The organism is Corynebacterium axilliensis, from assembly GCF_046097495.1.
GTDB lineage: Bacteria > Actinomycetota > Actinomycetes > Mycobacteriales > Mycobacteriaceae > Corynebacterium.
Genome location: NZ_CP175768.1, coordinates 2,572,290 through 2,595,489 on the forward strand (window position 1 = coordinate 2,572,290; position 23,200 = coordinate 2,595,489).

Sequence of the window (23,200 nt, forward strand, 5' to 3'; positions counted from 1 at the left end):
CGTGAAATACTCCAGCCAGTCAGCCACCCACACCGGCGCCATGCTTCCGCCTTCGCCGGATGTCCGCCTAGTTCCCCGCACCCGCCGCGCTTCCACGCGCGACTGGGACATTCTCCTTCCCACCACCGGCACCTGGCGAGTGCTGGGAACAGCGGGTGCGGGCGTATCGAGCCTGCTTATTGACGTCGTTGTGGGGCGCCTTCGCGCCGGCATGGACGCCTCCGGCATCCTCGTGGTCGCTCCCTCCAAGGAGTCGGGGTCGATGCTGCGCCGTGAGCTAGCTGAGCATCTCGATGACTACGCGGCGCAAGCCTCCATGGTGCGCTCCGTACACTCCCTGGCCTTCGCTCTGTTGCGCCGGGGGAGTGAGGAGGACGTGCGGCTTATTACCGGTGCCGAGCAGGATGCGGTGATCCGGGAACTCCTCTCGGGTCAGGCAAGCGATGGGCGTGGCGCGTGGCCGGAGGAGATTCGCCCTGCGCTTGATTATGTAGGCTTTGCCCGGCAGTTGCGTGACTTGCTGCTGCGCTCGATCGAGCGCGGCCTGGGGCCGGCTGACTTGGAAGAACTGGGGGCGAAGCACCAACGCCCGATGTGGAGCTCAGCGGGCGAATTTTTGCGTGAATACGAGCGCACACAGGCCTTGGCTGGTTCGCATTCCTACTCGGCTGCGGAGTTGGTGAGCCAGGTGCTGCTGCGCCCGGAGCTCCTTCAGAACCATCCCTGGCACACCATCGTGGTTGATGACGCACAGCTTTTGGACCCGACCGCCGGAAAGCTCATCGCCGAGCTTTCCAAGAGCGCGGAACTAACTGTTATTGGTGGAGACCCCGATCAGGCAGTCTTTGCGTTCCGCGGCGCCAATGCCGAGTTTCTCACGTCTTGGAAGGCAGATACTGAGTTGCGGCTGACTGCGCCCCGCCGGACCCCGGCGCCGGTCTGCGTGAGTGTGGTGGACTCGCGCGGGGTTATGCGCGATGTCGTCGCAGATGCAGTACGCCGCCGTCACCTAGAGGAGGGCGTGGACTGGCGCGATATCTCCGTGATTGTGCGCTCCACCAAGGATATCGGTCCGATTCGCCGCGCGCTCTTGGCAGCGGGCGTGCCGGTGCACATTAGCCCCACGGATGTGGTGCTGGCTGAGCAACGACTGGTGAAGTCCGTGATGCTGGCCCTGCGCGCGCTGGAGGCCGAGCTCACACCGGCCGAGTTGGAAGACCTCATCACCGGCCCTGTCGGCGGTGCCGACCCGGTAACTCTGCGCCGCCTCATCCGCGGTCTGCGCCGCTGGCGCCCGGAGCAGCGCGGCATGGACACGCTGCGGGAATTGCTCGACGGCGAACTGCCGGATTTCAACAACCTTCTCACTGAGCGCGAGGAGGCCATCCTCACCCGTATCCGCGGTGTGCTGTCCGCCGGGCGTGAGGCGCTGCGGGCCGAGGCGGAGGTGGAGGAAGTCCTGTGGGCGGTATGGAATGCCACTGGTCTTGATGGTCGCCTGCAGGCCGCGGCCCTGCGCGGCGGTGCGGCCGGCTCGCAGGCGGACCGCGACTTGGACGCCATGATGGCGCTCTTCGATGCCGCCGGTGACTATGCCGAGCGCCGCCCGGGCGCATCGCTGGATTCCTTCATCCTGCACATCACCGAACAAGAGCTTCCCACGGGCGTGCGTGACCGCCGCTCCGCGCTGCCGGACGCGGTAGAGATCCTCACCGCACACGGCGCTGTCGGCCGCGAATGGGACACGGTCATCGTGGCCGGAGTGCAGGAGGGAACCTGGCCCTCGGTGGGGGAGACCGGTTCGCTCTTTGACCAGGAAGGGCTCATCGATCTTCTAGACCGTAACATCTCGCCGGGGACCCCGGTCAGCCACGTCGCGGGCCGCTTGGCAGAAGAACGCCGTCTCTTCCACGTAGCTACCACCCGGCACCGTCACCGCCTCCTCATCGTCGCGGTGGACGCCCCGGAGGGCGATGAGGTCGAAGAGCCGTCGCGCTTTATCACCGAGTTCTTGTCCGTCGAGGGGGTAGATGTCCCCGGACAGCGTGCACGCCGGGACGCCGCCCGGCGGCTGGCGCGTCAAAGCCTGCCGCGCGAGCTGGGGCTTGACGTTCCGGAGCCCGGTCCAGTGACGCTGCGCGGCGGCGGCTCTGCCGACGAAGAGCTTGACCCTCTGCAGGTCTCCGTACTGTCCGTGTCCGCCTTCGTGGCCCAGCTACGCCGCTGTGCTGCCGACCCGGAATCGAGCGAGCTTGAGCGCTCCCAGGCGGTGCGGCAGCTGGCCCGCCTTGCCCATGGCGGTGTTCCCGGGGCGCATCCGGACGAGTGGTGGGCGGCACGCTCCATTGCGTCGCAGCCGGCCCTGCGCGGATCCAGCACCGTGTCCCCCTCGCGCGTCGAGGCGCTGATGAAGTGTCCGCTTAATGCAGTACTGGGCCGGCTCGTTGAGGACGATTCCTCGACTCTCAACCTCGTCCGCGGCAACCTGGCGCACGTGTTCTTAGAGGCCCTGGGGCGCGGCGTTGAGAGCGGCCCTGCAAAGAAGCTCGTGGTCGATGCTTTTGAAGCCATCCTCGATGTTCCGGCGTGGAAGAGGGAGCGCGAGCTGGAGGACTTTGTGCGCCTTATTGATCGGACCGCGGAGTGGTCTGTGAGCTCCACGGTACGGCTTACCCCAGTGGGCGTGGAGGTTCCCGTCACGGTGGAGGTCGCGCCAGACGTGACTATCCACGGCTACATCGACCGCCTTGTTAAAGCCGGCGAGGATTACATGGTGGTGGATCTGAAGACGGGGAAGACGGTGCCGACGAAGCAGGCCGTTAAGGAAAACCAGCAGCTGCTGACCTATCAGCTGGCGCTAGAGCACGGCGCTATCGTCCCCGGTCAGCGAAGCCCCGGCGAGGGCCCTGATGCTGACGTGGATGCGGGGCAGGAGCACGGCGAGGAATGGGTATCCGAAATCCGCACGGGTGACGGTCTCTCCCGCGCCGGCGGCAAGCTGGTCTACCCGCGCTCGACTAATCAGTCCGTGGCCACGCGGGACCAAGATCCCGTCCCTCCCGAGGAACTTGAGGAGTTTGCCCGCAAGCTACCGGAGCTGGTCGCCGAACTGCGAGGTCCCGGCCTGACGGCACGCGAAAACAAGGACTGTGAGAGGTGCCCCATCCGCTCTATCTGCCCCATCATGAATGAAGGAGGTCTGGTGACCAATGCCTAAGAATTCAGCTCACCACTTCAGTCCGGACGCCCTGGCGCACGCGTTGGGCAAACCCTTCCCACCAACGCCGGAGCAAGCAACGGTCATCGACGGCCCCTTGGGCCCCAAGCTCGTCGTGGCGGGTGCAGGTGCCGGCAAGACCGAGACGATGGCCTCCCGCGTGGTGTCCCTCGTGGCTAACGGTCTGGTGCGCCCGGAGCAGGTCCTTGGACTGACCTTCACGCGCAAGGCGGCACAGCAGCTGGAGCAGCGAATCCGCCGCCAATTGCTCACGCTGCGCTCCTCCGGGCTGGTCGCGCCGGGCACGGCGGCTGCGGACGCTCTGGAGAACATCGCCCCCAAGGTATCCACTTATGATTCCTACGCAGGTGATCTGGTCCGGGAATACGGCCTGCTCATGCCAGTAGAGCCGGATGCCCGCATGATCACCGCTGCCGAGCGCTACTCCATCGCGCATGAGGTAGTAAGCAACTTCACCGGTGCTCTGAGTGCCGACAACGAAGTGGCATCAGTGACTCAAACGGTCATCGCGTTGTCGGATGCCCTCGACGGAGAGCTCATTGACACCACGCTGCTGCGCGAGCACGAGCATGCCTTCCGCGCCACGGCAGAAGACCTAGAAAAGTCGTCGCGAACCAAAGGCGAGTTCAGCAAAGATCTGCAAAAGTATCTCGATACACAGCGCCTGCGCTTGCAGTACCTGCCCCTGGTGGATGCCCTCAAGAAGGAGCAGGCAGAGCGTGGGGTCATCACGTTTGGTGAGCAGATGTCCATCGCCGCTACCTTGGCGCAGAACTTCCCCGTGCTGGGGGAGGAGCAAAGCGCGCGCTACCGCGTCATCATGCTCGACGAATACCAGGACACCTCTCATGCACAGCGCATCCTGCTGCGTTCCCTGTTTGGTGGCGAGCGCGAAGGCCTATCCGTGACGGCCGTGGGTGATCCCATGCAGTCCATCTACGGATGGCGTGGCGCCACGTCGGAAAACCTCGCCGCCTTCGTTGAGGACTTCCCGCAAAACGACGGGGAGAATGCTCCCAAGGATCAGCTCACGACGTCGTGGCGCAATCCCTCCACGGTGTTGACGCTAGCCAATGACGTGGCCGCCGAGCTGTTTTCTGCTGCGCCGGGTAAGCGGCCCGTCGATGAGCTGGCACCGAAGCCCACCGCGCCGGCTGGTGATGTGCAGTTGGGCTACTTCGCCACAGAAGACGAAGAACGAGACTTTATTGCCCAGCACCTGCGTAAGCTGTATGACGCTACTCCGGAAGGTGAGGACTTTAGTGCCGCGGTGCTGGTACGCACCAATAAGCAATCGCCGTTGATCGCCGCTGCCCTGGATGAGGCCGGCGTGCCCAACGAAATTTTCGGCCTGGGTGGCCTGTTGTGGAAACCAGAGATCCAGGATCTCGTAGCAGTGGCAACGCTGTTGGTCCGGCCGCAGGACGCCGCCGCTGCGCTGCGCGTGCTCACCGGTCCCATGTGCGGGCTGGGCATCGCAGATATTCAGGCTCTTCACTCACGCCAGCGCAACCTGGCTGGCGCCACCGAGGGACGCACCAGGTGGGAGGGCGGTGACCCGTTGGCGCACTTAACGGAACAGGTCGAAGCCATCGTGGCAGAAGGACCAGACCAGGTCTTGGGATTGGCCGATGCGTTGGCGGACTTGGGCGAGCGCGAGCGCTATACCCCGGAAGGGCTGGAGCGCATGGAAGCCGTGTCGGCGAAACTGCGTCACCTGCGCACGTACTCCCTGGGCAAGTCCTTAAATGACATTTTCGCTGACATCGAGACCGTATTCGGTCTGCGCACCGAGGTACTCGCCGCGGGAACCCCAGGCGGGACGACGCACCTTGACGCCTTCGCGGATATTGTCGCTGGGTTCCACGGTGACGGTTTGGCCGCCTTCTTGGACTACCTCAAGTTGGCGCGCGAGGAAGAAAACGGTCTTACTCCCGGTGAGGTACCTGCAGTGCGCAACCGCGTCCAGATCATGACGGTGCACAAGGCCAAGGGACTGGAGTGGGAGCACGTGTGCGTTGCCCACGCGGATTCCTCGAGCTACAAGGCGCAGGCGGAAACCTTCCTGACCAAGATCCAAAAGGTCCCCGGAGATGAGGACTACATCGACGTGCCCGATGACGCGAAGGACCGGTCGGCCTTTGAAAAGGCATGCAAGGCCTTCCTTGCGCAGGACCGCGAGTTCCAAGCCGAAGAGGCAGCGCGTTTGTTCTACGTAGCCATCACGCGCACTGAGTCCTCGCTGACGGTGACGGGCTCGGGCACGAACAAAAGGAAGAAGGGGCCGTACCACTACCTGACACTGCTCAAGGACAAGCACCCTGACTTGGTCGTGCACTGGGATGTGCCGGAGGCTCCGGAGGAGAAGGCCGAAGGCGCAGAAGAGACGGCGCACTTCCCAGCGCTGTCCCCGCGGCCGGAGGCAATCAGCGCAGCAGACGCGGTACGAGCGGCTATGGAAGAACTGCCGCCACTGCGCGATGGCGAGACTTTCGAAATTTGGGAGCGGGAAGCTACCGCGCTGATTGAGGAGAACGAGGCGCTGAAGGCCCCCGTGGTCGATGTGCAGCTGCCCGGTGAGCTGACGGCGTCCGACATGGTGGCGATGGCGGCCGATCCCATACAGTTTGCCCGCCGCCAGCGTCGCCCCGTTCCCTTCAAACCGAACTCCTACGCCAAGCGCGGCACCGCCTTCCACGCCTGGCTGGAAGACCGTTTTGGTTCCCCAGCGCTGCTCGGGGAGGACGAGCTTCCGGGCTCCCACGACGAACCGAATCAGGACCTTGAGGCCCTCAAGGAGTCCTTCCTGTCCTCGGAGTGGGCGCAGCGCACGCCGTCCTATGTGGAGGCGCCCTTTGAAATCACCATCGGTGACTCCGTTGTGCGCGGCCGCATGGACGCCGTATTCCAAGAGGCGGACGGCACCTGGTTCGTGGTGGACTGGAAGACCGGACGTCAGCCCAAGGGAGAGGCACTCACCGCGGCGGAGATTCAGCTTGCCGTGTACGCGGAGGCATGGCGGCGAATCCACAAGGTAGATTCAGTTCGCGCGGCCTTCTACTACGTCAGCGAGGGCTACCTCCTGGAGCCGAAGAGCTTGCCCAGTGGCGAAGAGTTGGCCAACCTTCTAAACTCTGCAGTTTCGACCCCACCCGGGTTGAGTCTAAGGTAGTTTCTCGGTATATCCGCTCCGGTCAAGGGAGGATGGCACTTCGTGGCCAAGCACATAGGAAAGCGCTTTAAGTCGCGGTTCTTACCGCAGGTGGAACTGACGTCGCAGCCAGATCACGCGCTGATCGACGTGATCACGTTGCCCCGCACGGAGAGCACCAGCCCGTGGAAACAGCTTGCTCGACGCGTTTTCTGGGCCATGGGCCTACTCATCTTCGTCACAGTGGTGGTCTACCTCGATGGGGACGGCTATAGCGAGGGCCTCTCCTTGCTCGACGCCGCATACTACGCCGCAGTGTCACTGACTACGGTGGGATACGGCGATATCGTGCCGGTAACCCCGCCGGCGCGGTTCATTAACCTCATCATCGTTACCCCAGCCCGCCTGCTCTTCCTTGTGTTATTGGTCGGCGCGACCCTGTCGGTGCTTACTGATCGGGCCCGCCGCACGTTTGAGATCCAGAATTGGAGAAAGCAATTGCGTAACCACACCGTCGTCATCGGCTACGGCACCAAGGGCGCCGGCGCGGTCTCCGCGCTGATCGCCGACGACGTCCCGGCCTCCCAGATCGTGGTCATCGATACCAACCGTGCCTCCCTGGCCAATGCTGAGCACCACGGTCTGGTGACCATCTACGGCTCCGGAACCAAGCAGGACGTGCTGCGTATTGCCGGTGTGGAGCACGCGTCTTCGGTCGTCGTGACCCCGTCCACGGACGATACCGCGGTGCTGTGTACGCTTTCGGTGCGCGAGCTCAACCCGAAGGCCAAGATCGTGGCCTCTGTGCGCGAGTCCGAGAACCGCCACCTACTGCTGCAGTCCGGCGCTGATTCCGTGGTCACCTCCGCCGAGACGGCCGGCCGCCTCTTGGGCTTGGCCACCGTGACCCCGACCGTGGTGGAGATGATGGAGGACCTGCTGTCCCCGAACGAGGGCTTCTCCGTTTCGGAGCGCCCCGTGCGCGAATTTGAGGTCGGCTCCAACCCGCGCCACCTGGCAGATATCGTCCTCGCCGTCCTCCGCAACAACGAACTGCACCGCGTGGATACCGCGGATGCCTATGCGCTGAAGCCGGGTGACCGCCTGCTCTACATCAAGCACGAGATGCAGCAAGCGGTCGAGGACACCGACGAGTCTGACGACGAGAAGTAGCAGCTCGCCGCATGTATCTGCCTGTCACCGCCTCTGGCCGCATACCCGTTACTGAGGACGGTCACCCAGTGCTGGTGGATCACCCCGCCGGAGAGGCCCTCGTGGAAGTTGGTCAGCTTCGCGCCTTCTTTCTAGAGGAGGAGCTCGCTGCTGATCTGGGACGCTTGGAGGATGCCACCTTCTTTGCCGGGCACGGCGAAATCCTCAAAGTCCTGCACCTCATGCGCAACCGCCGGGAAATGCGCTTCCACCCGCGAACTGGCCGGGAACTATCTTTTCCCGAGCCGGGAGCGGTGGGGCGCGATGCGGATGCTTTTGTCTTCCCGCGCATTGACCCCGCCGTGATCGGCATCATCCACCACCCGGAATCAGACCGAATTCTGCTCGCGCGCAATCGTGCGCGGTCCGGGTTCTTCTCCCTTATCGCCGGGTACGTCGAACCGGGGGAGGGCCTCGAGGAGGCTTTCCAGCGCGAAGCTCTGGAGGAGACCGGCCGGCGGGTGGAGCAGGTGACCTATTGGGGCTCGCAGCCGTGGCCGCCGAGTGGTTCGCTCATGGTGGGGTTTTCCGCGGCCACGGGGGATGTCCGCCCCGTGTGCGATACTGACGGTGAGCTCGCGGAGGTGCGGTGGGTGTCCCGCGCAGAGCTGCCGAGTTTGACCATTGCCCGGAAGGGCTCAATTGCACACACGATGATTATGGAGTGGTTCCACGGTGAAAAGACCGGATCTGTCCCTGCTCGATGAGGACCAGCGCGCCGCCGCCACGGCGCCGCGCGGCCCGGTCTGCATCCTGGCCGGTGCCGGAACCGGCAAGACCCGTACGGTCACCTACCGCATTGCCCACATGGTGGACCAGGGGTTCGTGAACCCGCAGCGCGTCCTCGCCGTCACGTTTACCACCCGCGCCGCCAGTGAGATGCGCGAGCGCCTGCACCAGATGGGCGTCGGGGGAGTGCAAGCCCAAACCTTCCACGCCGCGGCGCGCCGGCAGTTGAAGTATTTCTGGCCGCAGGTGGCGGGTGATCTGCCGTGGCAGCTCATCGATAACAAGTTCAGCCTCGTCGGCCGCGCGGTGCGCTCCCTGGGACTGGATAACTCGAAGGACACCATCCGTGACTTCCTGGGGGAGATCGAGTGGGCCAAGTCCTCCCTGGTGAGCCCGGATGGCTATCCCGGGATCATCGAGAACACCGACCGCGAAGCCCCGGGAGATCCGGCGGCCGTGGCGGAGGTGTTCCGCCGCTATGAGCAGATGAAGTCCACCCCGGACCTGATGTACCTCGACTTCGACGATCTCCTCATGCACATCGCTGGGGCCATCGAAAACGTGCCGGCCGTGGCGGAAATATTCCGTGAGCAGTACCGCACCTTCGTGGTCGATGAGTACCAGGACGTCACGCCGCTACAGCAGCGGGTGCTGGAGGCGTGGCTGGGAGAGCGCGATGACCTCACCGTGGTCGGGGACGCCAACCAGACCATCTATTCCTTCAACGGCGCCTCCCCGGAGTACCTGTTGGACTTTTCGCGCACGTACCCGCAGGCGACCGTCGTCAAGCTCCAGCGGGACTACCGCTCCACGCCGCAGGTGACCACCCTGGCCAATGAGGTCATCGCCAAGGCCAGCGGGCGTGCCGCGGGCACCCGCCTGGAACTGCAGGGCATGCGCGAGCCCGGCCCCGATCCCACCTTCAAGGCCTATGAGTCAGAGGAAGTGGAGGCCAAGGAAGTCGCGGGCCAGGTGCTTACCCTGCTCAACCAGGGCGTGAAGGCCTCAGAAATTGCCATCCTGTACCGCATCAACGCCCAGTCTGAGCAGTTTGAGCAGGCGTTGGCGGATGCCGGAGTGGTGTACCAGGTCCGCGGTGGCGAGGGATTCTTCCGCCGCCCGGAGATTCTGGAGGCCATTCGCGTGCTTATCGCCGCCACCCGACGGGATGATCTGCCCGATGACCCGGTGGCGATTGCGCGCGCGGCGTTCGTGGAGCTGGGCTTGAGCGCCACGGAGCCGCAGGGCGCGCAGGCGCGTGAGCGGTGGCAATCCCTCAACGCATTGGTGGCCCTCATCCAGCAGATCGTGAACGACCACGAGGATATTGACCTCAACGGAGTGCTGGGGGAGCTACACCGCCGCTCGGAGAATAAGCACAATCCCACCATGGAGGGCGTGACGCTGGCAACGATTCACGCCGCTAAAGGCCTGGAGTGGGACGCGGTGTTCCTGGTGGGGCTGACGGAAAAGCTGCTGCCCATCAACCACGCCATCAAGGCCGGCGATGAGCAGGTGGAGGAGGAGCGCCGCCTGTTCTACGTGGGAATTACCCGCGCGCGCGAACACCTGGCCCTGTCGTGGGCTTTGGCTAAGACCACGGGCTCGCGCGCCTCGCGCGAGCGCACCCGCTTCCTCGACGGTCTGGTGCCTGGCATCGAGGACACCGCGCATTCCAACCGCCGCTACCGCCCGCGGCGCTGCCGCGTGTGCTCCGGCGAGCTCACCAGTCCGGCGGAGAAGGTGCTGGGCCGCCACGAATGGTGTGAGTACGAGGGTGACGAGGAAGTCTTTTCTGCCTTGCGTGCGTGGCGCGCGTCAGTGGCCAAGGACTCGAAGGTGCCGGCGTACGTTGTCTTTTCGGATGCCACGCTGCAGGCCATCTCGGAGGAGCTCCCGGAAACCGAGGCGGAGCTGCTCGGCGTCTCCGGGGTCGGCCCGGCCAAGCTGGAGCGCTATGGCGCGGAGGTGCTGCAGATTATTGCCGCCGCGCGGGGCTAGGACTGACGCAGCATCCTCACTAACCGCCCGCGCAGTGCGGGCAGCGCGGGTGCTGGGAGACCAGGCGGTGCTGCTCTACACCGTAAAGGTCGACCTCCTTGAGCTCCCCGGCAAGCGGCTTGCCGCGCGGCGCGCCCGGCGGGGAGGGCCTGCCCAGCAGCCGGCGCACTGCTACGACGGAGTGGAGGACCACCGCGGCGCGCACGACCGGATCCCCGGGTGCGTCAGCCTTCTCGGCGCGGCGGGCCACCTCGTGCCAGTGCTCATCGGCGTCAATGCGGTGCAGGTGCGCACACAGTGGGCAGGGCCCTGAGCCCGCGACGCGGACGGGGCCGATGATGCCGCGTGCGTCCATCATGGAGACCGGTAGCCATGTGGCCGGTCCGGCCTGGAGGGCGTCGGCCCAGTCGACAGCACCGGCGAGCATGTCCACGGCCACGATGGGCAGGTGCCCGGCCACGGCGGCGATGTAGTCGGCGGGTTTATCTGCACGCAGGGGAGCGCGGGGCTGAAAGCCGTCTGCCATGAGCGCGTCCCGCAGCTCCGTTGCTAGTTGCGAGCTGCCCAGTACGGCAACGCGCTGCGTGCGCGGCGTGGGCCACAGGATGTGGTATCCAATGAGATCGTCCACCAGACTCCGGGCGGCAGCCTGGCTGAGGCCACCGTTGACCAGCGAGCGCTCAATGGTCTGCCGGGTCAGCGGCGTGCGCAGCCGGTTGAGTAGCTCTGCAAGCCACGGCTGCGCCTGCAGCACGCCCACCCGCGTGGCATCCATGCCGCATTGGACGACTCCCGGTTCGCGTTCCAGCGCCGTGATATCCGGCGCCAACCTATAGGTTTCTGCCCCCATGACAGTCCTTCCCCCTTATTCCGCGCCGGGCTGGTTCCCAACCGCGGTATGTCTCTCATTGCACCACAGGTAGAATTCCCTGTCATGTCGAGCAAGCCCGAAGTCCGCGTGATCCGCTCCGCTAAGCGCAAGCGCACCGTCCAGGCCCGTCTGGTGGACGGGGTGCTGGAGGTGCGCATCCCGGCGTGGATGTCGGCGGTGGAGGAGGAGAAAGCCGTCGCGGACATCGTGGCGAAAGTGGAGAAGAAGCACTCATCGGCGCCGCTTTCCGACACCTCCCTGGCCGCCCGCGCTCGCGACCTCAATATGCGCTACCTCGAGGGCCGCGCGAAGCTGGGGTCCATTCGCTGGGTAGGAAACCAAAAATCCCGTTGGGGTAGTTGCACTACCTCAACGGGAGATATTCGGATTTCGGACCGGCTACAGGATGTGCCTGAGTACGTCCTCGACGCGGTCATTATCCACGAGCTGACCCACACCTTCGTGCCCGGGCATGGTCCGGAGTTCTGGGAGTGGGCCGACCGCGCGCCGAAGGCGGAGCGCGCCAAGGGCTACCTGGAGGCCTACCAGCGCTTCCGCTGAGGCCAGCTACTCCGGCGGCTACTCCTTGTCCGGGTTTTCTTCGCCGTCGTCGTTGCCGCCGGACTGCTTATCGTCTGAGTCTTGGCCTTGGTCCTGGTCCTGCGACGCAGTGCCATCGGACTCCTGCTTGAGCATCTCCTCCAGCTTGGAGAACTCCTCTTCAAAGCCCTCATCGGTGGAATCATCGAGCAGTCCGTCGATAAAGGAGGCGGGATTGTCAATGTGCTCCGCCGTCGGCAGCAGGTCCGGGTGGTCCCACGCCGAGTCGCGCTTATCGGCACCGACCGCCACGGTGGCGCGGCGCCACAGCTCGGCGGCGGCCTCGACCTTCGGGGCGTTGAGCTCAATGCCCACGACCTGAGAGAAGGCCTTCTCCGCGGAGCCGCCGGTGGAGCGGCGGTGCGACCACGCCTCCGTCATCGTCTTCGTCGACGGGATGCGCTCCCCCAATGCCTCGGTGACCACGTGCTCCACCCAACCTTCGACGAGCGCCAGCAGCGTCTCGAGGCGGGAGGCAGCACCTGCGTTGCGGGAGGTGATCCGCGGAGACAGGTCCATGCCCTGCAGCTTGCCCATCGCGTCCTGGATTGCCTGTGGGTCGCCAGATTCCAAGTTGAGTTCGCGGGTAGCTTCCTCGATGTGGGAGGTATCAATGACCAAGCCCATGGCGTATTCCTCAACGGAGGACACGAGGCGCTCCACCAGCCACGGAACGTGCTTGAACAGGCGCTGGCGGGCGGCCTCTCGGGCACCGATGTAGACCAGCACCTCTTGGGCGGGGACGTTGAGGTTGCGGGCGATGGCCTGAATATTGTGCGGCAGAAGGGCGGTGGTGCCGGCGGGGGAGACCGGCAAGCCGAAGTCAGAACCGGTCAGTGCCTGCGCCGCTAAGTCACCCAAAGCGTGGCCCAGCTTCATACCGAAGTTCATTCCGGACATGGAATTCATCATGGAAGACAGCGGGCCCATCATCTCGCGGGCTTCCTCTGGCAGGGAGTCCAGCTGCGCATTGTTCATGTGCTCGGCCACGGGGGTGACCATGCGCTGCCACATTGGCAGCGTGGCATCCAGCCACTGGCCCGAGTTCCACGCGGTCACGGTGCCCGAAGCAGTGGGCAGCGAGGTGGCGTCATCCAGCCACAGCTCCGCTAGCCGTACTGCCTCCTGCACGGCGTCACGGTCCTTGTCGTTGACCTCCTTGTCCTCGGAGATCTGCTGGTGCGCGATGCGCTTGGCCAGGTCGTAGTTCACCGGACCGCTGCCCTCCGGCGAATTCATGGAGGAGCCCATGCCGGAGAGCATCTGGCCAAATTGGTTTAAAAGGTCGCCCAGGCCACCGCCAGCGCCATTCGCGCTGAAGCCGAAGGCGCCGAACGGGTTCTGGTCGCGACGATCCTTGTCGTCGTCATCATCGTTGTTGGGGAAGGAAAAACCGAAACCGTTGCTCATGCGCCCCAATGTACCGGTATTGGTGCCACTGATTCTAGGGTCCCGGCAACGCTGAGAGCGAACAGCGCAGAAAACGTTGTAGGCTGTTTCTCCGTGAATTCACCGCAGAACCCCCACGCCCGCCGCCTCCGCACCCTGACTTGGGGAGCGATCCCGGTGGTGCTGACTGGCGCGCTGCTGAGCATTGACCACATCCCCGGCACAGATATCGCGCTGACCGTGCCCTATGCAGCAGAGGGGCCGGGGCCGACGGTGAATACCTTGGGCCAGGTGGAGGACGCGGACGTGGTCAAGGTGGACGCCCCTGAGACCTTTCAGCCCGCCGGGCATCTCAACATGACCACGGTGTCCGTGCGCACGAACATGACGATGGCGCAGGCCCTGGGCCGGTGGATGTTCACGGATGACACGCTGGTGCCCATTGACACCGTTATTCCGCAGGGCAAGACGGATCAGGAGGTCAATGAGGCCAACCAGCAGGCCTTTACCCAGTCTGAGTCCGCTGCGACGGTGGCGGCCATGGACTACCTGCACAAGCCGGTGCAGGTGGAGGTGGCGCAGGTACTGGAGGATTCCCCGGCAGCGGACGCGCTGGAGGACGGCGACACCATCACCGCGGTCAACGGGGAAAAGGTTTCCGAGCCGGGCCAGGTGCAGGACAAGATACGTGACTTGGCGCCGGGCGACGAGGTTGAGCTCGGCATTCGCCGCGCGGATAAGGAATCCACTGCCCGCGTGACGCTGGGCAGCCATTCGGAAGACGAAAACATGCCGCTGCTGGGAGTGCTGATGACGTCGGTGCCCGCGGGGGATATCTCGGTGGAGTACAACCTGCAGGATATCGGTGGACCTTCGGCGGGCATGATGTTCACTCTGGCGGTGATTGACAAGCTCAACGAGGAGGATCTCACGGGCGGAAAGTTCGTGGCCGGCACCGGCACCATTGGTGAAGATGGCGTGGTTGGCCCCATTGGCGGCATCGTCCACAAGGTTCGTGCCTCGCGCGATGCCGGTGCGGAGCTCTTCCTCTCCCCAGAGGAGAACTGCGCGGAGGCCACCAGCCGGGATACCGGAGACATGGTGGTGGCGAAGGTGCATACGCTTGACGACGCCATCTCGGCCATGGACGCCTTCGCCCACGGCGGTGAGGTGGACACCTGCGGCAGCTAGGCCCCTGCCTATAGTCGCTGCCTTTAGACCAGGCCGAGCTCGGTGAGGCGCTCCTCTGGGTCCTCCTGATCCGTGGAGATCATCTGCTGCATGATGAGGCCCTCGTCGTTATTGACTACGGTGAGGATGGCGGTATTGCCCAACATGGACCAGCCCACCACGCGGCTGCCGCTGTCTTCGACGACGCGGGAGCTGCGCAGCTCCGTGAGCACCTGGGTGGTCTGGGAAGCCTTGGTCTTGGACTTGAAGAACTGGAACTGGCCCACCTTCGAGCCGGAGCAGTTGAAGGAATCCTCCACCCCGTTGGGGTCACAGCGGTCAAACTCCGCGAAGATCTCTTCGGGGACAAGGTCGCCGAAGATGGCGTAAGCCTCATCCACCGAGGCGGTGAACTTCGAGCTCTTCTCCCCGCTCGGTTCCGCAGAGCCGGAGGCCTTCTCGGACTGTGCGGCCGCGGAGGACCCAGACGAGACAGACGCGGAAGTGGTGGACTCGGAGCTGGCGGTCTCCGAGCTGGACCCCGCGGCAGACTTCTCGGCTGATTCCGTGGTGGATTCGGCGGCGGACTCAACGGCGCTTTCCGCTGCCTCCGCGGGGGAGGAGGGCGCCGGGGTCGGTGCCGGCTCATCGTTGCCGCAGGCGGCAAGCAGGCAGCCGGAGGCAAGAAGAGCCGCGCCGGCGGCGGTAAAGCGGGAGATCAAGCGCACGAGAGACTCCTTCGAGAAGCGAATAAGGCCACTAGAGGTCGAGTTTAGCCCATTAGGCGAGATCGTCCGGATCCTGCTCCAAGCCGTAGCGCAGCGCAGCAATCACACCGGGGGCGACGTTGGGGCCGCCGCGCAGTTGGATATCGTCCTGCGCGAAGGGGCCGGCCGCCTCCAGCTCGTCCTCGGTCGGTCGCAGCTGGAGGAGGGTGAGCTCCGCGTCCTCCGTGCGGAGTACTCCGGAGAAGAGGCGGGCCGGGTGAGCGTCGGCAAGCGCGGCGTCCTCCGTGTCCTTAAACGTGATCTCCTGCGCCAGGATGACGCCGGCGATCTCCCGCGGCCACGCCAGGCGCGCCACGTATTCCGCCAGGTGCTCCGAACCCGGCTCGATGCCCTCCGGTAGGTCCTGGACCACGAGGGTGAGCGGGGAGGAATCGTCGACGTCACCCAACTGCGCCGCCACCAGCTGCGTCGGCACTAGGGCGAACAGCGTGGGCGGAGCATCCCATCCTTCGGCGTGGATGAACTCTACGGCTTCACGCATGGCCTTGTTGAGAGCGCGGTTGGCAGCGGGCTGGGAAGTTGATGGGGAACTCATAAGCGTCCTCGTTCGTTGATGTTCACAGTGCTTCTAGTGCTTCTCTAGACTAGAAGCTTGATACCTCTATATTCGCACGACACTTGATTGGAGCTGGAGTTGGCTTCCGGACTGAACCGACCCGCCGCCCCGATGAAACGTCCTCCCAGGGTTGTGTCCTGGGTCGTCGTCATCATCGCCGCCCTCTTGTTCATCGGCCCCATGCTGGTGGGCTTCTATACGGACTGGAAGTGGTTCGGTGCGATTGAGTATCGCGGGGTCTTTACCAAGACCCTCATCGCACGCATCGTGCTCTTCGTGGTCTTTGGACTCGTGGCCGCCGGAATTAGCTACGTGGCCGGCATGCTGGTCTGGCGGGGGCGCGGCAGCTCCTTGGACATGGCGGATTCTGAACTCGCCGGTCTACCAGTACCGTCAGTCCATCGAGCGCACCATGGGCGTCTTCCTCAAGACCATCCCGGTCCTCGTGGGCGTCGTCTCTGGCCTGCTGGGCCAGGCGAACTGGCGCACGGTGATGCTCTTCCTCAACTCCCACGACTTTGGCGTTGAGGACCCGCAGTTCCACCACGACCTAGGCTTCTACGCCTTCCAGCTGCCGGTGTGGTCCATGCTGGTCAACGCCTTCTCCATGCTGTTTGCGGTGTGCTTTATCATCGCGCTGGTGGGCCACTACATCCTGGGCGGCATTCGCATTGGCAACCGGGCGGCCGGTGTGCGCGGTGCGGTGTCGAAGCCGGCGCGCACCCAACTGGTGGTCACCGCCGGAATCTGGATGCTGCTGCAGGTAGCTGGCTACTGGCTCGAGCGCTACCAGCTTCTTTACAGTGAACACAGCCTGTTTACCGGTGGCTCCTACACGGATATCAACGCCTACCTGCCCGCCAAGATCATCCTCATGATCATTGGCGTGTTCGTGGCCGTGGCGATTTTCTCTGCGCTAGTCATTAAGGATCTGCGCATCCCTGGCCTAGCCGTGGTGCTCATGGTGGTCTCCTCCCTGGTGATTGGCCAAGGCTGGCCGCTGATTATGGAGCGCTTCTCCGTCAACCCGAACCGCCAGGCCAAGGAAGCGGAGTCTATCTCCCGCAACATTGAGTCCACGCGCTTTGCCTATGGTCTGGGTGATGACAAGGTCACCTACGAAAACAACTGGGGCGAAGGGGAAGTCTCCGATGACAAGGTAGCGTCCGATTCCTCCACCATCTCCAACTTGCGCCTGCTCGACCCGGACATTCTGGCCCCGACGTTTACGCAGATGCAGCAGCTGAAGAACTTCTACGGCTTCCCGGAAACCTTGGCCATGGACCGCTACCAGATTGATGGTGAGATGCGGGACTTCGTGGTGGCGGCCCGCGAGCTGGACCCGAACGAACTGCAGGAAAACCAGCAGAACTGGATTAACCGCCACACGGTCTACACCCACGGCAACGGCTTCATTGCGGCCCAGGCCAACAAGGTGGATGAGGTGGCCCGGGATGCAGGTTCTGCCCGCGGCGGTTTCCCCATCTTCACCGTGGCGGATCTGCAGACCCAGTCCGGCAAGGACGCCGAGGGCGAGGGCGAGACCCAGAACGCCGAGGAATCCCTGGGCATCAAGGTGGATCAGCCGCGCACCTACTACGGCCCGGTTATCGCCAGCGCGCGCGACGGCATGGACTACGCCATCGTGGGCAAGACTGGCGACGAACCGGTGGAGTACGACACCGATACCTCTACCTACACCTACGACGGCAAAGGCGGCGTGGACATCGGCAACGTGGTCGACCGCACTGCTTACGCGCTGAAGTACCAGGAGCTCAATTTCCTGCTCTCGGACCGCGTGGGCGCGGATTCCAAGCTGCTCTATGACCGCGATCCGCGCGAACGCGTGGAGAAGGTGGCCCCGTGGCTGACCACGGATTCCTCGACCTACCCGGCCGTCATCGACGGGCGCATCAAGTGGGTCGTGGATGGCTACACCACCCTGGATTCGCTGCCATATTCGCAGCGCACCTCCCTGACGGAGACCACCCAGGACACGCAGAACCCCAACGGCACCACGCAGCGCCTGGTCAACGACCAGGTGGGCTACATCCGTAACTCGGTCAAGGCTACTGTCGACGCCTACGATGGCACCGTTGACCTCTACGAGTTCGACACCGAGGACCCCGTGCTCAAGGCGTGGGAAGGTGTGTTCCCGGGCGTCGTCAAGCCAGAGTCGGAGATCTCCGACGAACTGCGCCAGCACCTGCGCTACCCGGAGGACATGTTCAAGGTGCAGCGCAATCTGCTGGCCAAGTACCACGTGGATGACCCGGGCGTCTTCTTCAACAACGATGCCTTCTGGTCCGTGCCGGAGGACCCCACCGCCGGTGAATCTCAGGGACTGAACCAGCCGCCGTACTACGTGTTGGCAGCCGACCCGGAGACCAAGAAGCCGAGCTTCCAGCTCATCACTTCCTACCGTGGCCTGAACCGTCAGTTCCTCTCCGCACACATGGCGGTGTCCTCTGACCCGGACAATTACGGCAACATCACCGTGCGCGTGCTGCCGACGAATACCCAGACCCAGGGCCCGAAGCAGGCACAGGACGCGATGATGTCTTCCGACCAGGTGGCGCGTGACCGCACGCTGTGGCAGGGCTCGAATGACCTGAAGAACGGTAACCTCTTGGCGCTGCCAGTGGGGGATGGGGAGATCCTCTACCTCGAGCCGATTTACTCGCAGCGTAAGGGCCAAGAGTCCGCGTTCCCGAAGCTGCTGCGCGTGCTGGTGTCCTACAAGGGCCGTGTGGGCTATGCCCCGACCATCGGTGAGGCCCTGGACCAGGTTGGAATCGACCCGAAGGCCGCGCAGAACATCACGGAGATCGAAGGCGATACCGGCAAGGACGGTGACCAGGCTGGAAACACTGGCGGTGACAAGAAGGACGCGGCTGACTCCAAGGACTCCGACGCTTCCGCACCGGCCTCCGCTCCGAAGGCATCGAGTGAAGGCGAGGCTATCGACGCCATCAACAAGGCTCTCGATGGCGTGGACAAGGCTAAGAACGGTTCCTTTGAGGAGTACGGCAAGGCCTTGGACGAGCTGGACAAGGCAGTGGAGGAGTACCGCTCGCTGCAGTCTCAGTAGTAGCTCCACGTAGTCCAGAGAAATGGCGCCTGCCCAGGGGATTTGGGTAGGCGCCATGGCGTCTGTATAGTTACATGAGTCGCCGGCACACGGGGTAAAAATCCTAGTGATTAACCACAGTGTGCTGAAGCGCTTGATGTTCGGAAGTACATCTCGACGCGGGGTGGAGCAGCTCGGTAGCTCGCTGGGCTCATAACCCAGAGGTCGTAGGTTCGAATCCTGCCCCCGCTACCAACTTCCCGCCCCTACCAGTGGAAACACCGGTAGGGGCCTTTTCTGTTTTGTGCTGGAATCGCCATTTGGGGCTTTGAATCCTGCACCACGTAGGACTTCGCCGCTCCCCCCAAGCCATGCACTTAGAAAGTAAAATCTTCTCGCTGTACGGTATCGTCGGTACGCTCAAAGATCGAAGCGCAGGATTACAGGCTTAAGGGACATTTCGTGTGGATTTGCAGCGTGTCGCGTTAAGGGACATTTCGTGTGGATTTAGGAGCGTCCGGCCCAGCCTTTTCTTATGCCTAAGCTGGGGTTCCATTCGTTGTCGATGCCGGTGTCGTATGTGGCAGGTCGCCCGTCTGGGTGGCCGCGTCGTTTAAGTTGCTCTTTTGCCCAGGCCGCGCGTGCTGTCTTTTCTCCTTGGCGTCCGAAGTCTTGTTGCTTGGCTAACTCCAGCGGCGCTACCGGGTCTTCGGTGTGAGTGTAGAGCCACCAGTCCATGGTGATGCGCTGATGCTCATCGAACATGCCACGATGGTTTCCGGCTAAGTCTTTGAGCTGTTTGTTGATGCCACCTTCCAGCAGGTTTGTAGTGGCTTTTAAATCGTGTGTGACACCTTCAGGCGGGGTGAGAAAGGCAAATAGCTGTTCTTCGTGGAGGAGCTTTTCTAAGCGCTTTAGAGCCCTGCGGGCGTTGCGGTGGGTGTACCACCATTTCTGGTTGGGGCTGACCCATTTCGGTACTTGGCCTGCAGGTACCGTGCTGCGATAGGTGCGCTGTTTAAGCCAATCACCAAAGGTGATGCGGGTGTGGTGGACTGCAGCTGTAAACCGTGCAGCGTCCTCAAGGCTGTGTACCTGGACGAGCATGTAGCCCAGCTTCCGGATTGCTTTATGGGCTGGGTGAATCGGGTTGCGGCTGATGTCGGCAAAGGTGTTGCGTTGGACGTGGACTAGGCAGCGCTGGATTTTCACGTCGGGCCATTTAGTGCGCAGCGCCTTGAGCGCTCCGCCTGCCCCGTCGGTGGTGACAACGAGTGGTTGAGCGATTTTGTCGAGCAGTTTTAAGTACTCGTATGAGGTCTCCCGCAAGCACCAATGCCAGGCGATGACGTGTGTATCGGTGCAGGCTACAAGCAGGCATTTCTTGTGAAAGTAGGTGCCGTCGATAAAGACCTGGTCATAGACACGATAGGGGTCTGTAGCGGTTGGCACGGTGATAAACCACAGCATCTTGAACCACCGGGTTAACGTGCGCCTTGTTACGCCAAGCCGTGTGGCTAAATGGTCTGCGGATTCCCCGGAAAGAATCCAGTCAATAAAGATTTTGAAGTGCCGAATCTCGCTGGTGTGCACCCGGGTATTAACCGATGATGCGTTGCACTGAGGGCATAGCCAGCGTTGGGTTCCTGCCGCGGTTTTGCCGTTCTTCACCAGTCCGTGGCCGCACATGTCACACGACGGCCGATTCCTTTTAGCCATAGGAATTGGCCTTACCGCACCGCCAGCAGTCCTCCTACCACAGACCTAGGACTATCCGGTGTTGATTTCTCAGATCGGGCTGTTGGAACCAGTTCAAAATCAAGATCACCGCATTACCCCAGGCTGCCCGGGGAATCCACATCGATTTATCCACACGAAATGTCCCTTAAGCCGGATTACAAGGACTACATTCTCGGCTTCATCTTCTATAAGTTCCTGTCCGACCAAGTAGAGCAGTTCATGCTCAATAACGACGCTGAACCGGAAGACCTGCCCGATGCGCTCGTTGAGACCGACACTGACACCGTGGCCCTGGTGCGTAACAACTTGGGCTACTTCCTCACCTACGAGAACCTGTACTCGACGTGGCGGGACATGGGTAACGACTTTTCCATCGCTCACGTGCGCGACGGCCTGGCTACCTTCAAGCGCAACATCGCCCCGGAGCACAAGCACGTCTTCGAGGGCATCCTTAACACCCTGGACACCAGCCTGTCGAAGCTGGGCACAACCGACGCTGCCCGTACCTCAGCCATCAAGAAGCTACTGGACCTTATCGATGACATCCCCACTGATGGCAAGCAGGGCTATGACGTGCTGGGATACATCTACGAGTACCTCATCGAGAAGTTCGCGGCTAACGCGGGCAAGAAGGCAGGCGAGTTCTACACCCCGCATGAGGTCTCGCTCATCATGAGCAACATCGTCGCTGACCACCTCAAGGACCGCGACGAGATTCAGATTTACGACCCGACCTCCGGCTCTGGCTCCCTGCTGCTTAACATCGGCCATGCCGTCGCCAAGCGCATGGGGGACCCAGACCGTATTAAGTACTTCGCCCAGGAGCTGCGCGAGAACACCTACAACCTCACCCGCATGAACCTGGTCATGCGCGGCGTGAAGGCGGACAACATCGTCGCCCGCAACGGTGACAGCTTGGCCCATGACTGGCCGATGTTCGACGAGTTCGACCCGGTACAGACCTACCAGCCGCTCTATGTGGACGCCGTAGTCTCCGACCCGCCCTACTCCCAGAAGTGGGAACCCGAAGGCAACGAGGCTGACCCGCGATTCGCACGGTTTGGTCTAGCTCCGAAGACCAAGGCCGACTACGCCTTCTTGCTGCATGAGCTGTTCCACGTCAAACCCGACGGTATCCTCACCATCGTCCTGCCGCACGGCGTGCTGTTCCGTGGCAGCTCGGAGGCCGACATCCGCCGCAATCTCATCGAGGCCAACCACATCGATGCCATTATCGGCCTGCCTTCCAACATCTTCTACGGCACCGGTATCGCGACCATCATCATGGTGCTCAAGCAAGAACGTGACCGCGATGACGTGCTGTTCATCGACGCCTCCCAGGGCTTCATCAAGCAGGGTAAGTACAACCACCTGCGCGCCCGCGACATCCAACGCATCGTCGATGCCGTCCGCAACCGCGTTGACGTGCCACACTTCGCTAAGGTCGTGACCCGCGACGAGATTCGTGCCAACGACCACAACCTCAACATCCCGCGCTACGTGTCCGCCACCCTGCCGCCAGAGTCTGTAGACCTGTACGCCACCATGCACGGCGGCATCCCCACCAGTGAGATTGCCGCCTTGGAGCACTACTGGACCGCCCTACCGGGACTGCGTGAGGCGCTGTTCACCGAGAAGGTAGAAGGCTACGCGGAGCTGAAGACCGCCAACCTGCGCGAGACCATCGACAAGCACCCTGCAGCCCAGGCACTGCGTAACCAGGTTGACGCTGCACTATCCGACCTCCCGGAGAAGCTGCACGCGCTGCTGGTGGACGGCGCGGCCACCGTGCCCATTACCACCACCGAGGACCAGCTTAAGGCAGACCTGTTCGACCGACTCGACCCTGTACCGTTGGTTGATGCCTACGAGGGCTACCAGGTACTGCATGACAGCTGGGTCAAAACCGCCGGTGACCTAGAAGTCATCCAGACCGAAGGCTTCGATGCCCTGCGGGTCAACCACCCCGTGATGGAGTGGAAGACCAAGGAAAAGAAAAAGGTCTATGTCCAAATCGGATGGGACGGGCGCGTTGCTCCCAACGAGTTGGTGCAGACCTTCTACCTGGCGCAACAGAAGGACCAGGTAACGCAGCTAAGTCGCGACGTGGACACAGCTGTATCTGAGCTAACACAGCTTGTCGAGGGCTTAAGCGAAGTCGACAAGACCGACCTGACCGAGATACTTAACGACAAGCAGGACGCCTTCAAGAAGACCGAGCTGAACAAGGCCATCAAGGACCTGCCGAAGCTGGCCAAGGGCGAGACCTGGCCGGAGGACAGCACTGAGGCTGCCATGCTCAGCGCCAAGGCACTTATCGCCCAGCGGGACAAGCTCAAGAAGAACCTCAAGGCTGCGCAAGAGCAGTTGGAGAAAGACACCTACGCGACCATTGAAGCGCTTACCGAAGCGCAGGTCGATGAGGTGCTCACCGCCAAGTGGATTACTTCACTTATGGATGACCTGCGCGAAATCCCTGGTCACGTGCTTGCAGGCCTGGCCGGCCGCGTCCAGGCGCTGCACGACAAGTACGCCGTCGCGCTGACCGACCTCGACGTGAAGATTCGCGAGACGGAGCAAGAACTCGCTGGCCTACTGAGCGGGCTTACCGGCAACGCCGCCGACATGCAGGCCGTGGCTGCACTCCAGGAGCTGCTGGGCGGTGGTCGCGATGCATAGTCACAA

13 protein-coding genes, 1 tRNA gene and 1 pseudogene are annotated in these 23,200 nt (G+C 63.0%); 10 read left to right on the top strand and 5 right to left on the bottom strand.

Annotation, left to right across the window (positions count from 1 at the left end):
* Positions 1 to 40: 40 nt before the first annotated feature.
* The 5 genes from ACKFR8_RS12365 to ACKFR8_RS12385 are packed head-to-tail and all read left to right on the top strand — an operon-like array spanning position 41 to position 10,331.
* The gene (locus tag ACKFR8_RS12365; RefSeq protein WP_408931021.1) at positions 41 to 3,217 is read left to right on the top strand and encodes a PD-(D/E)XK nuclease family protein; all 3,177 of its coding nucleotides are present in this window, start codon (positions 41 to 43) and stop codon (positions 3,215 to 3,217) included.
* Positions 3,210 to 6,410: an ATP-dependent helicase gene (locus ACKFR8_RS12370; protein ID WP_408930220.1), complete on the top strand. Its 3,201-nt coding sequence runs from the start codon at positions 3,210 to 3,212 to the stop codon at positions 6,408 to 6,410. Before ACKFR8_RS12365 ends, ACKFR8_RS12370 begins: the two co-directional genes overlap by 8 nt.
* A 42-nt stretch (positions 6,411 to 6,452) precedes the next feature.
* Positions 6,453 to 7,562 carry a potassium channel family protein gene (locus ACKFR8_RS12375; protein WP_296133282.1) on the top strand — a complete coding sequence of 370 codons (1,110 nt, stop codon included), beginning with the start codon at positions 6,453 to 6,455 and terminating at the stop codon, positions 7,560 to 7,562.
* 11 nt (positions 7,563 to 7,573) lie between these two features.
* Complete coding sequence (locus ACKFR8_RS12380) at positions 7,574 to 8,308, top strand: NAD(+) diphosphatase (protein ID WP_296133281.1); 735 nt, start codon at positions 7,574 to 7,576, stop codon at positions 8,306 to 8,308.
* Positions 8,277 to 10,331, top strand: coding sequence for an ATP-dependent DNA helicase UvrD2 (locus tag ACKFR8_RS12385; RefSeq protein ID WP_408930221.1), 2,055 nt, complete (start codon positions 8,277 to 8,279; stop codon positions 10,329 to 10,331). Before ACKFR8_RS12380 ends, ACKFR8_RS12385 begins: the two co-directional genes overlap by 32 nt.
* 19 nt (positions 10,332 to 10,350) lie before the next feature.
* Here the strand turns inward: ACKFR8_RS12385 and ACKFR8_RS12390 are convergent, their stop codons facing one another.
* Positions 10,351 to 11,181, bottom strand: coding sequence for a TOMM precursor leader peptide-binding protein (locus tag ACKFR8_RS12390; RefSeq protein WP_296133277.1), 831 nt, complete (start codon positions 11,179 to 11,181; stop codon positions 10,351 to 10,353).
* Between the two features lie 84 nt (positions 11,182 to 11,265).
* On the opposite strand from ACKFR8_RS12390, the gene ACKFR8_RS12395 reads away from it, so the two are divergent.
* Positions 11,266 to 11,763: a M48 metallopeptidase family protein gene (locus ACKFR8_RS12395; RefSeq protein ID WP_408930222.1), complete on the top strand. Its 498-nt coding sequence runs from the start codon at positions 11,266 to 11,268 to the stop codon at positions 11,761 to 11,763.
* Between the two features lie 18 nt (positions 11,764 to 11,781).
* Here ACKFR8_RS12395 and ACKFR8_RS12400 read toward each other — a convergent pair whose 3' ends face one another.
* Positions 11,782 to 13,212 (bottom strand): zinc-dependent metalloprotease, encoded by a 1,431-nt coding sequence (locus tag ACKFR8_RS12400; RefSeq protein ID WP_408930223.1) that lies wholly within the window; start codon positions 13,210 to 13,212, stop codon positions 11,782 to 11,784.
* Between the two features lie 93 nt (positions 13,213 to 13,305).
* Here ACKFR8_RS12400 and ACKFR8_RS12405 point away from each other — a divergent pair, with 93 nt between their 5' ends.
* Positions 13,306 to 14,382, top strand: a complete 1,077-nt coding sequence (locus ACKFR8_RS12405) for a YlbL family protein (RefSeq protein WP_408930224.1) — start codon at positions 13,306 to 13,308, stop codon at positions 14,380 to 14,382.
* A gap of 23 nt (positions 14,383 to 14,405) precedes the next feature.
* Here ACKFR8_RS12405 and ACKFR8_RS12410 read toward each other — a convergent pair whose 3' ends face one another.
* Together ACKFR8_RS12410 and ACKFR8_RS12415 are read right to left on the bottom strand one after the other, a co-directional pair.
* Positions 14,406 to 15,089 carry a beta-N-acetylglucosaminidase gene (locus ACKFR8_RS12410; protein ID WP_408930225.1) on the bottom strand — a complete coding sequence of 228 codons (684 nt, stop codon included), beginning with the start codon at positions 15,087 to 15,089 and terminating at the stop codon, positions 14,406 to 14,408.
* Positions 15,090 to 15,141: 52 nt separating this feature from the next.
* The gene (locus tag ACKFR8_RS12415; protein WP_296133269.1) at positions 15,142 to 15,684 is read right to left on the bottom strand and encodes a PPA1309 family protein; all 543 of its coding nucleotides are present in this window, start codon (positions 15,682 to 15,684) and stop codon (positions 15,142 to 15,144) included.
* Positions 15,685 to 15,816: 132 nt separating this feature from the next.
* Here ACKFR8_RS12415 and ACKFR8_RS12420 point away from each other — a divergent pair.
* Together ACKFR8_RS12420 and ACKFR8_RS12425 are read left to right on the top strand one after the other, a co-directional pair.
* A pseudogene (locus ACKFR8_RS12420) lies at positions 15,817 to 18,796 on the top strand (UPF0182 family protein).
* A 157-nt stretch (positions 18,797 to 18,953) separates the two neighbouring features.
* Positions 18,954 to 19,030, top strand: a tRNA-Met gene (locus ACKFR8_RS12425).
* 252 nt (positions 19,031 to 19,282) lie between these two features.
* On the opposite strand, the gene ACKFR8_RS12430 is transcribed toward ACKFR8_RS12425, so the two are convergent.
* Positions 19,283 to 20,494, bottom strand: a complete 1,212-nt coding sequence (locus ACKFR8_RS12430; RefSeq protein WP_408929539.1) for an IS1249 family transposase — start codon at positions 20,492 to 20,494, stop codon at positions 19,283 to 19,285.
* Positions 20,495 to 20,653: 159 nt separating this feature from the next.
* On the opposite strand from ACKFR8_RS12430, the gene ACKFR8_RS12435 reads away from it, so the two are divergent.
* Positions 20,654 to 23,194 (top strand): type I restriction-modification system subunit M, encoded by a 2,541-nt coding sequence (locus tag ACKFR8_RS12435; protein WP_408930226.1) that lies wholly within the window; start codon positions 20,654 to 20,656, stop codon positions 23,192 to 23,194.
* The last annotated feature ends 6 nt before the right edge of the window (positions 23,195 to 23,200 follow it).

What these genes read in the sequence shown, in the direction of transcription:
- ACKFR8_RS12365 (WP_408931021.1), top strand. Translation starts at nt 41, where the DNA reads ATGCTTCCGCCTTCGCCGGATGTCCGCCTAGTTCCCCGCACCCGCCGC.
- ACKFR8_RS12400 (WP_408930223.1), bottom strand. Translation starts at nt 13,212, where the DNA reads ATGAGCAACGGTTTCGGTTTTTCCTTCCCCAACAACGATGATGACGAC.
- ACKFR8_RS12430 (WP_408929539.1), bottom strand. Translation starts at nt 20,494, where the DNA reads ATGGCTAAAAGGAATCGGCCGTCGTGTGACATGTGCGGCCACGGACTG.
- ACKFR8_RS12380 (WP_296133281.1), top strand. Translation starts at nt 7,574, where the DNA reads ATGTATCTGCCTGTCACCGCCTCTGGCCGCATACCCGTTACTGAGGAC.
- ACKFR8_RS12395 (WP_408930222.1), top strand. Translation starts at nt 11,266, where the DNA reads ATGTCGAGCAAGCCCGAAGTCCGCGTGATCCGCTCCGCTAAGCGCAAG.
- ACKFR8_RS12435 (WP_408930226.1), top strand. Translation starts at nt 20,654, where the DNA reads ATGTCCCTTAAGCCGGATTACAAGGACTACATTCTCGGCTTCATCTTC.
- ACKFR8_RS12390 (WP_296133277.1), bottom strand. Translation starts at nt 11,181, where the DNA reads ATGGGGGCAGAAACCTATAGGTTGGCGCCGGATATCACGGCGCTGGAA.
- ACKFR8_RS12415 (WP_296133269.1), bottom strand. Translation starts at nt 15,684, where the DNA reads ATGAGTTCCCCATCAACTTCCCAGCCCGCTGCCAACCGCGCTCTCAAC.
- ACKFR8_RS12370 (WP_408930220.1), top strand. Translation starts at nt 3,210, where the DNA reads ATGCCTAAGAATTCAGCTCACCACTTCAGTCCGGACGCCCTGGCGCAC.